This window comes from Streptomyces morookaense (assembly GCF_013030945.1).
Lineage (GTDB): Bacteria > Actinomycetota > Actinomycetes > Streptomycetales > Streptomycetaceae > Streptomyces > Streptomyces morookaensis.
In genome coordinates this window covers 83049-94821 of the sequence record NZ_JABBXF010000015.1, presented here as the reverse complement: position 1 = coordinate 94821, position 11773 = coordinate 83049, and the positions used below count along the sequence as shown (strand labels likewise).

General features: G+C 70.3%; 9 protein-coding genes and 1 pseudogene. 6 read left to right on the top strand and 4 right to left on the bottom strand.

What is annotated here, in order from left to right; all coding sequences use genetic code 11:
- Positions 1–189 precede the first annotated feature (189 nt).
- Positions 190–387, top strand: a complete 198-nt coding sequence (locus HG542_RS08895) for a hypothetical protein (RefSeq protein ID WP_171079557.1) — start codon at positions 190–192, stop codon at positions 385–387.
- Positions 388–513: 126 nt separating this feature from the next.
- Positions 514–2073, top strand: coding sequence for an MFS transporter (locus HG542_RS08890; RefSeq protein ID WP_229922440.1), 1560 nt, complete (start codon positions 514–516; stop codon positions 2071–2073).
- Between the two features lie 36 nt (positions 2074–2109).
- On the opposite strand, the pseudogene HG542_RS08885 reads toward HG542_RS08890, so the two are convergent.
- Positions 2110–2430, bottom strand: a pseudogene (locus HG542_RS08885) (DNA polymerase beta superfamily protein); the annotation flags it as partial.
- A gap of 203 nt (positions 2431–2633) precedes the next feature.
- Here HG542_RS08885 and HG542_RS08880 point away from each other — a divergent pair.
- Positions 2634–3122, top strand: a complete 489-nt coding sequence (locus HG542_RS08880) for a hypothetical protein (RefSeq protein WP_171079556.1) — start codon at positions 2634–2636, stop codon at positions 3120–3122.
- A 365-nt stretch (positions 3123–3487) separates the two neighbouring features.
- Here the strand turns inward: HG542_RS08880 and lgt are convergent, their stop codons facing one another.
- The gene (gene lgt, locus HG542_RS08875) at positions 3488–4321 is read right to left on the bottom strand and encodes a prolipoprotein diacylglyceryl transferase (RefSeq protein WP_171079555.1); all 834 of its coding nucleotides are present in this window, start codon (positions 4319–4321) and stop codon (positions 3488–3490) included.
- A gap of 124 nt (positions 4322–4445) precedes the next feature.
- Here lgt and HG542_RS08870 point away from each other — a divergent pair, with 124 nt between their 5' ends.
- Positions 4446–4934, top strand: a complete 489-nt coding sequence (locus tag HG542_RS08870) for a MarR family winged helix-turn-helix transcriptional regulator (protein WP_171079554.1) — start codon at positions 4446–4448, stop codon at positions 4932–4934.
- Positions 4935–5003: 69 nt separating this feature from the next.
- On the opposite strand, the gene HG542_RS08865 is transcribed toward HG542_RS08870, so the two are convergent.
- Both HG542_RS08865 and HG542_RS08860 read right to left on the bottom strand, forming a co-directional pair.
- Positions 5004–6575: a Na+/H+ antiporter gene (locus tag HG542_RS08865; protein ID WP_171079553.1), complete on the bottom strand. Its 1572-nt coding sequence runs from the start codon at positions 6573–6575 to the stop codon at positions 5004–5006.
- Between the two features lie 282 nt (positions 6576–6857).
- Positions 6858–8621: a chloride channel protein gene (locus tag HG542_RS08860; protein ID WP_373313049.1), complete on the bottom strand. Its 1764-nt coding sequence runs from the start codon at positions 8619–8621 to the stop codon at positions 6858–6860.
- A gap of 79 nt (positions 8622–8700) precedes the next feature.
- Between HG542_RS08860 and HG542_RS08855 the strand changes: the two genes are divergently transcribed.
- A complete protein-coding gene (locus HG542_RS08855; RefSeq protein ID WP_171079552.1) occupies positions 8701–9228 on the top strand; it encodes a MarR family winged helix-turn-helix transcriptional regulator in 528 nt (175 codons plus the stop codon).
- Positions 9229–10318: 1090 nt separating this feature from the next.
- Positions 10319–11314, top strand: a complete 996-nt coding sequence (locus HG542_RS08850) for an AraC-like ligand-binding domain-containing protein (RefSeq protein WP_171079551.1) — start codon at positions 10319–10321, stop codon at positions 11312–11314.
- The last annotated feature ends 459 nt before the right edge of the window (positions 11315–11773 follow it).

The following is an 11773-nucleotide window of genomic DNA, read 5'->3' as shown; positions in this document are numbered from 1 at the left end:
CAGCGCAGGCAGGCGTGCAGGGCCCTGTCGCCGAACGCGCCCCAGCCATCCGACACAGGAGCCGCTGAGCAGACGCATCACCGGCCGTCAGGGCCTATTGCCTGGAGGCGCATTCCGGTTGGCCTCCTGTGGACTGTCCTGGCGGGCATGCCCCGTGCTCTGGCCACAGCCTGGCTCGTTGAAAATTGCATGACCGGCGAGCTGAGCACCGCGGCACAGCGCACCTGGTCCTTCTCCATCACCACTGCGCGTCGGAGGCGGATCGCCGAAGCCGTCCACCAGCCCGCCGTCGACGCCTACAGCGACATCGTCCGCCCCACTGCCGTGGCGAGATCGCGTCGTCCGGTCGGCATGCGGACGCGCAGCCATCAACCCGCCGCCTGGTAACGAGTCGGGTGCGGAATGCACTTCTCCAGGCCATGGCTTCGTATCGGCTGCCGAATGGTTCGGTATCCGATGTAATCTCGCTCTGGGTACCCGCCCCACCGCGACGATGCCGAGTCTGGAGGCGACATGACCGGACCTGCCGCTGCACGACTGCCCTCGCAACGCCGTCACCGGGCCGCGTTTCTCGTGACCGAGCGGGAGCGCCCCGCGTGCATACGCATACGCCCCGGCGCCTGGTGGCTGGCGGTGGCGACGGTGTGCTTCGGAGCGTTCATGGGGCAACTGGACGCGAGCATCGTGACGTTGACGTACGGAAGCCTGCGCTCCCGCTTCGGCGCCTCGCTGGCGGCCGTCGAATGGGTGTCCCTGGCGTATCTGCTGGCGCTCGTGGCCCTGCTGATCCCGGCCGGGAGGCTGTCGGACGCACACGGCCGCAAACTGTTCTACCTGTACGGGTTCGTGGTCTTCACTGGCGCGTCCGCGGCTTGTGGCCTGGCGCCCTCACTGGCTGTACTGGTGGTCTTCCGGGTGGTGCAGGCCTGCGGGGCCGCGATGCTGCAGGCCAACAGCGTTGCCCTGGTGACCACCAGTGCTCCGCGGGAGAGGATGCGCGCCGCACTGGGGGTGCAGGCTGCCGCGCAGGCGCTCGGGCTCGCGCTCGGTCCCACGGTGGGAGGTGCTCTGGTGTCCACCCTCGGCTGGCGCTGGGTGTTCGGCATCAACGTGCCCATCGGGATCGTCGCTCTGCTCGCCGGCCAGTACCTGCTGCCCCGGACCCGCCACCGGTCTGCGGCCCGGAGGTTCGACTGGGCGGGCCTGGGACTGTTGGCAGCGGCCACGACCAGTCTGCTGCTGGCCGTCTCGGCCGCCTCCGGCCTGCCCGTGGCGGGCTGGGTGGTCGCGGTGCTCTTCACCGTGGCGGCCGCGGCCACATGGGCCTTCACCGACCGGCAGCGCCGGATCGAACATCCGCTGCTGGACCTGCGCATGCTGCGGGTGCGTGCCGTCTCGACCGGGCTGTTCGCGGCACTGTGCGGATATCTGGTGCTGTTCGGTCCCCTGGTGCTGGCCCCCATCATCGTGACGCTGCACGGACACACCACGTTGACGGCGGGGTGCGTGCTCACCGCTCTGCCGGCGGGCTTCGCGCTGGCGGCCACCGCCGCCGACCGCATCGTGCCCGGCGGGGTCCCCGACCGGGCCCGGTGCGTGGCCGGGGCCGTCCTGTGCACCGGGGCGCTGGCCACCATGCTGGCCTCGCCGTTGTCCATCGCCTGGCTGACACCGCTGCTGGCGCTGATCGGAACGGGACTGGGACTCTTCACCCCGGCCAACAACGCCCTGATCATGGGCGCGATCCCGGCCGGTTCCTCCGGCGCGGGGGGGGGGCGGCCTGGTGAACATGGCCCGCGGCCTGGGCACCGCCCTGGGCGTCGCGCTGGTCGCCCTGGCCCTCTACCTCGGCGGCCCCTTCGGCCACCGCTGGGCCGTCTTCACGCTCCTGCTCGTATCACTGCTCGCCGCCGCGGGCGCGTGGCTCGGCCCCGGCGGCCAGTCGCGTCCGCCCCTCCCGGAATCCGGCCCGACGCATACGGCGAGGCGGCCCGGTGGCCGGGATCAGGCCGGCGGGGCGACCGCCACGTACCGCTGACGACCGTCAACCGGCCCTGCCCGGTGGCCCGGTGACCCGCAGCAGCCGGTGCGGGTACGGCATGACCTGGGACCTCGGACCTTGGCCCTCTGTCCGAAGGGGCGCCGACCGACCTTGGCCGCCACGAGGTCGCGGATGCAGTCCGGTGCCCGGACGTTGTCCAGCAGCGTCGGCAGGTCCGCCCGGACCTCGTGGGTGCGCATCAGATGGATGCCTGTGAGCAGGACGCGGAACGTGTAGAGCAGCGGCTTGAGTTCGCCGCTCTTCCCGAAGAGGCGCCACTGTGTTCTCGCGAAGCCTCGGTAGTGGTAGGCGTGGTGGCGGGTCAACAGGCGCGGCGCGAGGTCGACCAGGGCGGTGTGGTCGGCGGTCATGTGCACCGCGAGCGGGGAGGGGCGAGGCCGCGTCGCGGCAGATCCATGAGATCTGAGGCCCTGCCTCCGGGCAGCCCAAATATGGGCAACAGTACTGAATCGTGCCGGCCGCTCCATCTGACGCCCGAGTAACGGGGCACCCCTCAGGCCTGTCCGATGGGCCAGCGCCGTGTCATCACGGCATTGGACCAGGTGGATCCCGCTATGAAAGCCTGTACTGCATGCACGTTCTGGACATTCTCATACCCTTCGCCCAGACCGGCCGCATTGGCACGGCGCGCGTTGGCGCCCATCTCGAGGAAGTCACCGAGGTGTTGGGCCCTCCGTGGGCGCGGGGCTCCTCGACCGGAGCCGACGGGCTGCCGTATCTGTACGCGTACGGCTGCCTGGAGCTCGGCACCTGCCAAGCCCACTGCCAGATGATCTGGTCGATCGTCGTCCAGACGGACTGGCCCACGATGGAATGGCCTTCTCGGGAGCCAGGCCGGGTGGAGACGTTTCCCGGTCGTCCCACATACAGCGAAGTCCTCCGGGCGCTGAGCGAGGCAGGATGCCCTTGGGAGACCTACGAGCCGCTGACTGATGACGACCAGTGCGCGATCCGTGTCCCCGCCTCGGGCGCAGTCTTCGTGTTCAACACCGAGGATGTGGAAGAGCCCATGCTCTGCAGCGTGTCGGTGGCCGACCGCTGCCCCCACTCCTGCGGCTGAGGTCTGTCCGGCGGGTCGCGAGCGAGGTCAGGCGCGCATAGCAAACGCCACTGTGCCGTGGAAGACGCCTCGCCGCGATACCGGCTTCCGGCCGGACGAATACCTCTGTCGCCGCCCAGGTGGGCAGGACTCGTGCGTGAACGGCCACCCGCTGGACTCGGGACACGGATACGTGCGAGGACCGGGGTCGGCAGGTGCGGGTGCTTGCCCGGTCCACCAGATCCACCGCGCGCTGCAGAGCCCGCTCCTCCCGGGCGGGGACGGCGCTGCGGGTCAGCCCACAGGCCCGGTGGCCAAAGGCCGCGAAGATCGGCTCGGCCCACAGCATCGGGCGCCCCGGCGAGCACCGCCGTTCGGGCGTGGGGTCATGGCCGCTGCGCCTCCGGCCGGTCCGCGTCACGGGCCGGCAACCGGCGGCGGGTGACGAGCAGATAGGCCAGGGCTGCAGCGAACAGGGCTGCGGAGACCCAGTCGTTGAGGCGCAGACCGAGGAAGTGGTTGGCGTGGTCGATGCGCAGGGCCTCGATCCAGGCGCGTCCGGCGGTGTAGACGAGGACGTACCAGGCGAACAGCCGCCCACCGCGCGGCCGGTGGCGGGCGTCGAGCCACAGCAGCAGGGCCATCGCGCCCAGGTCCCACAGCGACTCGTACAGGAACGTCGGGTGGTAGAAGGCGACGTTCGGGGAGTCGGCGGGCCGGTGGGCGGGGTCGATCAGGAGTTTCCACGGCAGGCCGGTGGGACCGCCGAAGAGTTCCTGGTTGAAGTAGTTTCCCCAGCGGCCGATGGCCTGGGCCAGGAGCAGCCCCGGGGCGAGGGCGTCGGCGAAGTCGGCCAGAGCGATCCCGCGCCGCCGGCAGCCCAGCCATGCGCCGAGCGCACCGAGCGCGACCGCGCCGGGTATGCCGAGTCCGCCGTCCCAGATGTACAGCGCCCGCACCGGTTCCCGGCCGGGGGCGAAGTACAGCTCGGGGTCGGTGATCACGTGGTAGAGCCGTCCGCCCAGGATGCCGAAAGGCACCGCCCACACGGCGATGTCCTCGACTTCGACGGGAGCCCGGCCGCGTGCCGCCCACCGGCGGCGGGTGAGCCACACGGCCGCGAAGATCCCGGCCAGGATGCACAGGGCGTACGCCCTGATCGGTACCGGTCCCAGATGCCACGCGCCCTGGGAGGGGCTGGGCAGGTACGCCAGGGGCATGCGCTCGACCGCTCCTCGACGACAGGCCCGGACCGGCGCCGGGCAACAACCCGCACGACATTACATCGGGCACCGAACCTTTCGGGTACCGCATTGGTAAAGACCTCCCGGGTAGACTTTCCGCATGTCGCTGCCGACCCGCCCCGGGCCTTCGGACACCGCCGCCGACCGGTCCACCGACGCGTGCCTGCTCACCGCAGCCGTCACGCGCCTGCGCCGGGCGCTGCGCGCCTCGATACGCACGGACTACCCGTGGGAGCAACTGCCCATGGCCCAGGTCGAGCTGCTGCAGGTCCTCGCCGAGCACTCCCCGGCCCGGATCAGCGAACTCGCCGCCGGCCAGCGGCTGGCGCCCAGCACCGTCAGCGGACTCATCGGCCAGATGATGAGCAGCGGCCTCGTCGCCCGTGCCGTCGACCCGGCCGACCGCCGCGCCTCCGTCGTCACCCTCACCGACGTCGGCCGTGCCCAGCTCGAGGCGTGGACCCAGGCCCACGAACGCCGCCTGGAAGCCGCGTTGGGCTCGCTGGACGAGGTGGAGCAGGCCGCCATACGCACGGCCCTGCCCGCCCTGTTCCGCCTCGCCGAGCACCTCGACGAGACCGCCGGCTGACGCGACGCGGATTCCGTCTTCCGTCGGAACGTTGCCTGGATTCCCTGCGAACCCCGCCGGTTGGCGATGTCAGCCGGTGAGGCCGGCCTCTTCGAGGTCCAGTGCGCGTTGGAGCCGGCGCCGGGTGGTGTTGCTGATCTTGTTGTCCTCGTAGAGGCGCTGCAGTTCCTCGGTTTCCACGGCGATCAGCGCGCGGCGTATGTCCCGGTAGGCGTCAGCGGGACGGGCCGTGGGGTCGTCGGTACCGGTCTCGTCGCCTTCGTCGGCCTCTGCTTGACGAAGGCGGGCTTCGAGGTGCCGGCGGGCGTGCTCGAGGACGGCCCCGGAGGCGGCGTCGGCTTCTTCGAACCGGTCCAGCTCGGCGAGTGCGGCAATCGCGAGGTGGCGGCCGGCCCGGGCTTCTTCGTGGGCAGTGTGCTCGGGTTCCAAGGCGATGCCGGAGCGGCGGACGACGGGGGCGAGCGTGAAGCCCTGGACGACGAGGGTGAGAGCGATGGTGCCCGTGGTGAGAGTGAGGATCAGTGCGCGGTGGGGCAGCGGGGCGCCGCTGTGCGTGGTCAGCGGGATGGACAGGGCGGCCGCCAGGGGCATCACGCCGCGGGTACCGGCCCAGGACAGCACGGCGGGGACACGCCACGAGATCTTGTCGCTGCCGCGCCGGTACTGCATCAGCGCAGAGAGGGGGAAGACCCACAGCAGGCGGATCGCCAGCACGGTGAAGGCGACGGCCGGCACCCACAGGGGCCAGCCGCGCTCGTCGGCGGGCAGCTGCCGGACCAGGGTGGGCAGTTCCAGGCCGATGACGGCGAAGACGACGCTCTCCAGAAGGAAGACGACGGTGCCGTAGACGGCGTGGATCTGCAGGCGTATGTGGGCGTTGCTGAGCCTGTGGCCGGTTGAGCCGAGGACGACGCCGGCGACGATGACGGCGGTCACGCCGGAGGTGTGCAGATCCTCGGCGAGGACGTAGGACGCGTACGGGGTGACCAGGGCGATGACGGTCTCCAGCACCGGGTCCTCCGTACGCCTGCGGATGAGCATCACCACCCCGGCGACCGCGCCGCCGATGAGGGCTCCGCCGCCGCCCAGGACGACGAACTGCCCGGCGGCCGAGGGGATGGACACGGCGCCGGCGGTCACCGCGGTGACGACCGCGACCTTGTAGAGCACCAGCGAGGTGGCGTCGTTGAACAGACTCTCGGCCTGGACCATGGCCTGCACCCGGGGCGGGAGCGACAGACGGCGGCCGAGCGCGGTCACCGCCACGGGGTCCGTACTGGCCAGCACCGCGCCGAGCACGAACGCGGTCGCGGCGGTGAGCGGGGTCAGCGCGGAGGCGATCAGGCCCACGGCGGCGGCCGAGGCCAGGACGAGGCCGAAGACGAGCACCGTCACCGGACGCCACACCGCCCGCAGCTCCCGGCCGGATATCTCCTCCGCGGAGGCGTACAGCAGCGGGGGAAGGACGAGGACGCTGATCACCTGCGGTGCGACGTGGATGTCGGGCACCCACGGCAGCAGCCCGACGGCCAGTCCGGCGATGACCAGAAGGGACGGGGCGGGCAGCCGCCAGTGACGAGCGCCTGTGGCGACAGCGGTGGCCAGGACCACGAGGAGGAGAACGATGGTCAGGCCCGTCATGAAGGGTCCCCCGTCGGCAGTGATGTGCGCACTTTTCGCCGACCAGACTTCCCGGCATCCCCTACCGGGCATTTTATCGAACTTTATGGGCTCTCATGCGGGAATCTCTCGCGCACTGTCTCTTCGGGCGCCATGTTCCCGGGGAACCGTTCACGGGCCGCGGACAGCGGGGGAGCCCGGTGGACGCCGAGGCCGCCGGGCTCGCCGCCGCTGCCGTGAGCTGCCCGCAGGTCAGGCCGGTGCCGGTGCGCCCAGAGCGCGCAGGGCCGTGTGCGGGGTGAGTCACCCGACGAGGTGGTGGTCTCCGGGGTCCAGGACGGGGACGGGGGTGCCGGGTGTGGAGGCCAGGACGGCCACGGCGGCCGAGAGCGGCATGTCGGCGGTGACGTGAGCGGTCAGGACGGCGATCTGGCCTGCGGTGGGCGGCGGTTCGAGATCGTCGTCGGCTCCGTCGGCGAGGGCCTGTGTGACCTGGCAGGCGTCGATGGTTCCCAGGAACCGGCCCGAGGCGCTGACGACCGGCAGTACGCCGTTGCCGGGCATGTGCAACCGCTCGACCGCGTCGGTCAGTTCGGTGGCGGCCGGGAGCGGGTCGGGCGGGTTCTCCATGACCGCGGAGACGTGTTTGCCGCCGAACTGCGGGGCGGGGGCGGTGATGTCGATGCCGCGGCGGCGGAGTTTGAGGGTGTAGATGGTGTCCCGGCTCAGCAGACGGCTGGTGACGGTGGCGAGGACGACGGCGAGCATCAGCGGCAGGATGATGGTGTACTCGCCGGTCAGCTCGAAGAGGATGACGGTCGCGGTGATGGGGGCGCGGGAGGCGCCGGCGAAGACGGCGCCCATGCCTACCAGCGCGTACGCGCCAGTGGTTCCCGCAGTGCCGGGAAGGAGCTGGTGGGCGGCATTGCCGTACGCGGCGCCGAGCATCGCACCGATGAACAGGCTCGGGGCGAAGACGCCGCCGGAGCCGCCGATGCCGATGGTGAGGCTGGTGGCGAAGACCTTGCCGATGAGCAACAGCAGCAGGAACGCCGGGAGATAGCCGCCGTGGACGGCCTTCTCGAGGACCGGGTAGCCCACCCCGTACATCTCGGGCAGAGCCAGCAGCAGCACTCCGAGCAGCAGGCCGCCGACGGCCGGCCGCAGCCATTCGGGGCCGCGCCAGGCCCAGTCGCAGGCGTCCTCGACCAGGTACAGGATCCGGGTGAAACCCACCCCTGCCGCCCCGGCCAGCCCGCCGAGCAGGGCGAAGAGCGGGAACTGCGCGACGTGGTCGACGTGGAAGGGCGGGAGGACGAGGAAGGGAGTGTTGCCGAAGGCCGCGCGGCCGATGACGCCGGCGGTGACGCTGGAGAGCACGACGGCGGCGAATGCCTCGACGGCGAAGTCGCGCAGGATCAGCTCCATCGCGAAGAACACGCCCGCCAAGGGGGCGTTGAAGGTGGCGGCGATGCCGCCGGCCGCCCCGCAGGCCACCAGCAGCCGCATCCGGTGCTCGGAAACCCTGGCCAGGCGTCCGGCGGTGGAGCCGAGGGCGGAACCGATCTGGACGATGGGTCCCTCGCGGCCCACGGAGCCGCCGGAGCCGATGCACAGGGCGGAGGCGAGGGCCTTGACGACGGACACCTGGGGGTTGATGCGCCCGCCCCGTTTGGCGACGGCGAGCATGACCTCGGGGACCCCGTGCCCGCGGGCCTCCTTGGCGAAGCGGTCGACCAGCGGCCCGTACAGCAGCCCGCCGACGACGGGGGCGAGGAGCACGAAGTACGGGCCCAGCCACGGCACATGGCCGTTGGCGGCATGCCCGGCATCCGCGTAGTCGGCATGGCCGGACAGCAGGTGGGTGAAGGTGGTGATCAGCCAGCGGAAGGCGACCGAGCCGAGTCCTGCTCCTGCACCGACCAGCAGGGCCATGACGCCCAGCGTCCAGGATGCCGTGCGCAGGCCGGGTCGTGCGGCGCTCTGCCGGGGTAGCGATAGAGGGACCGTACTGGTGGGCGTGGACGTGGATATGTCGCTGGGGTCGGTTGCCGGTACAGCGTTCATGGGCAGCCCCTTTCTGCCGACCTATTTTGCATCATGCAAACGATGAGGGAGGGGGTGGTGAGGAGGTAGAAAGGGAGCCATGGCCGAGCGTGCGCGCCCCGCAGGGGCAACAGACGATGTCGATGCGGTGACCCGCGCGGTGCTCACCGCGTCCCGCCTGCTGGTCGCGGTCTCCGCGAGGTCGCTGGCCGCGGCCGAGGACAGGGTCACGCTGCCGCAGTTCCGGATGCTGGTCGTCCTCTCCACACACGGCGCCGTGAACCTGGTGACCGCCGCCGACCTGCTCGGCGTCAACCCGTCCACCGCGATGCGGATGATCGACCGGCTGATCGCCGCCGACCTGGTCTCCCGCGGCGTCAACCCGGCCAACCGGCGCGAGACCGTCCTGCAGCTCACACCGGACGGACAGCGCATCGTCGAGGACGTCACCGCCCGGCGCCGGGACGAGATCGCCGCGATCGTCGCGCGCATGATCCCCGGCCAGCGCGAGGCCCTGGTCGACGCCCTGACCGCCTTCGCCGAGGCCGGCGGCGAGCCCGCAGCTCCCGGCAGGGGGCCGGACCTCTACCCGCTCGGCTGGGTGGATCCCACCGCCTCCAGCGCCTGACATGTGCCCTTGAGCCACGGCTTGGCGCATAGTTTGCATAGTGCAATAATGGGTGGTGAAGGGGTTCTCCGCTCACGGTTCGCCTCCGGCGGCCTGGATGAGGGGTGAAGATCATGCAGAAGATTTCGCATGAGGCCTCGGTCCGCGAGGCATACGCGTTCGTGTGCCTGGACTGCGGACACGGCTGGGAAGAGGATCCGCCACCCCGTGGACGCATACGGTCTGCATCACACCGAGTACTTCAGCCACGGGCACCGCGTGCCCTCGCTGCTGAACCACGGGCGCTGCCCGGGGTGCGAGTCGAGGTGAGTCAGGATCCTGCGGCCCGGACGGGTCGCCACAGCTCGTAACGCCTAGGCGGGGAGTGTTCCCCCTGCACCAGGGAGAGCAGAAAGGCGAGATCGGCCGGGGCATTGGCCAGCAGCTCGGTCCGGGCGCGGAGCAGGCTCCGTGCCCCACGTGGCGAGATGCTGCCCGTCCCGGTGAGAGCGCCGGGACAGCCTGAGGCCCAGTCGAGGCGGCAGCCGTCCTAGCTTCGATCGGCAGGGCAGCCAGGGTGCTCAACGAGGGGCTCTGAAAGGTCGGTTGGCCAGTTCCCTGCAGCGTGGCCGTGCCTACCGCGTTTCTGCCGATGCGTTCCATGGCTCTCGTTCCCCGACGCCGGCTCGGGGAGCCGTGGTGACGCCTCCGATACGCACACTCCAGGTCCGATGCTGACTGTTTGCTGACCCGACGACGCGCATGTGGCCTCTGACCTGCGAAGTCTCACGTATCCGGCACGTTGATGAGCATCTTCATGCGGGGCTCCTGGGGTGACCAATCGCTGGTTTGCTGGCGGTACGTCAGCTAGGACTTCCGAGGCTCTGCGGGCACGGGAAGACTACCGAGGCCGAGGGCTGAGAGGCGTGCTTCGGGGTGGGCCGGGCGGGAGGCCGACTTCAGCGTGCACAACTGGACAGGGACTGGCCCGTGGGCCCGGCAGGCAGGCGAACCCGGACGGCGGCGCCCGCTGGCGACCCGTCAATTGAACGGAGCGCCCGGCTCGTGCGATCGTGACGGTTCGAAGGGGCCGCACCGAGAGACAAACCGCATGCTGAACGAGTACGAATTCCGAACCGACTGCCTGCCGGCCGCGGTCCGGTTCGAATCCTGGCGCGAGCAGGTCGGCCAGACCCACGCACCGGTGGACCTGCACAGTGAAGACGCCGCGGAATACCAGGCGCATCAGCGGGTGCTGGAGCTCGGGGCGATCCAGGTCTGGCCCGCGACCCACCAGGCCATTCGGTTCAGGCGGACTCCCAGACTCATCCGCCAGTCCGATCCCGAGCACTACCACATCGCGATTCCCCTTTCCGGGACCAACCGGATCACCTGGGACGACCAGAAGGCCGTCTATAAGCCCCATGAGATGCAAGTCCTCGACAGCTCGCGGGCCTTCGAAGTCTTCTCCTCCAACGGCCCGGACCTCTTCTCGGGGATCGGTGTCGAAATCCCCAAGTCGTTGCTGCACCTGTCGCAGGACAAGATGGGCCGGCTGTTCGCCCGGGGGATATCCGGCCAGGAAGGGCCGGGCGCCCTTCTCGTACAGTTCCTCACCCAGCTGACGACGGACAGCAGTCCCTACCGGCCGTCAGACGGCCCGCGCCTGGGCACTGTTGTGGTCGACCTGGTGTCCGCGCTGCTGGCTCACGTCCTGGAAGCTGATCAGTCCCTTCCTCCGGAAACCCGAAGCCGGACTCTCGTGCTGCGCATCCGGTCCCATATCCAGCGGAACCTTCACGACCCGGGACTGACCCCGAGTGCGATCGCCGCCGCGCACAACATCTCCACCAGCTATCTGCACCGGCTCTTCCAGTCCGAGCACGAGACGGTCGCGGCCTTCATCCGTCACCAGCGCCTGGAGCGCGCCCGCCGTGACCTGGCCGACCCCGCGATGTGCTCCTCCACCATCCACGCCATCGCCGTCCGCTGGGGCTTCACCCGTGCCGGCGACTTCACCCGCGCCTTCCGTACCGCCTACGGCATGCCGCCCAAGGATTACCGGCATCAAGCCCTCCTCGGGCCCCGAGCCCACACTGTGAACTGATTGCTAAGAACTGTGGGCTCCAGGCGAAGGACTTCGGGCGGTACTTCCGACATGCTGGGTGAAAGACGGCACCGGGGGAGGCGCCGGGGAGCCGGAAGATTTTCCGTGCGCCACGTGGTCCTGCCGCAGCACGACGAACAGTTCACAGCATCAGGGGGATTTTCCGTGCAGGTCCGACGTACGGCCATGGCGATGAGGGCGGCAATCTCTTCATCGTCCCCGGACATCGCCTGAGACACCGACGCGCGGCAGCGGGCCGCCGAGGGCCAACTTCCGTATTTCGGAAGCGTCATCCGGGCCCCTCCGCCTGGCCATAGCCATAGCCATAGCCATGGCCCGGTGCGGTGTTCCCGGCCGGCCCGGCATCGAGTAACTCGGGCCCGACCTTTCTCCGCAGGGGATTTCCGGAACCTGCCGGGGTCCGCGCCGCCCTGCCGTGCTCCCCTCCCCACATCCCTT

Bases quoted from the DNA above. Each gene is read 5' to 3' on its own strand.
- HG542_RS08890 (WP_229922440.1), top strand. From the start codon at position 514: ATGACCGGACCTGCCGCTGCACGACTGCCCTCGCAACGCCGTCACCGG.
- HG542_RS08895 (WP_171079557.1), top strand. From the start codon at position 190: ATGACCGGCGAGCTGAGCACCGCGGCACAGCGCACCTGGTCCTTCTCC.
- HG542_RS08870 (WP_171079554.1), top strand. From the start codon at position 4,446: ATGTCGCTGCCGACCCGCCCCGGGCCTTCGGACACCGCCGCCGACCGG.
- HG542_RS08865 (WP_171079553.1), bottom strand. From the start codon at position 6,575: ATGACGGGCCTGACCATCGTTCTCCTCCTCGTGGTCCTGGCCACCGCT.
- lgt (WP_171079555.1), bottom strand. From the start codon at position 4,321: ATGCCCCTGGCGTACCTGCCCAGCCCCTCCCAGGGCGCGTGGCATCTG.
- HG542_RS08855 (WP_171079552.1), top strand. From the start codon at position 8,701: ATGGCCGAGCGTGCGCGCCCCGCAGGGGCAACAGACGATGTCGATGCG.
- HG542_RS08850 (WP_171079551.1), top strand. From the start codon at position 10,319: ATGCTGAACGAGTACGAATTCCGAACCGACTGCCTGCCGGCCGCGGTC.
- HG542_RS08860 (WP_373313049.1), bottom strand. From the start codon at position 8,621: ATGAACGCTGTACCGGCAACCGACCCCAGCGACATATCCACGTCCACG.
- HG542_RS08880 (WP_171079556.1), top strand. From the start codon at position 2,634: ATGCACGTTCTGGACATTCTCATACCCTTCGCCCAGACCGGCCGCATT.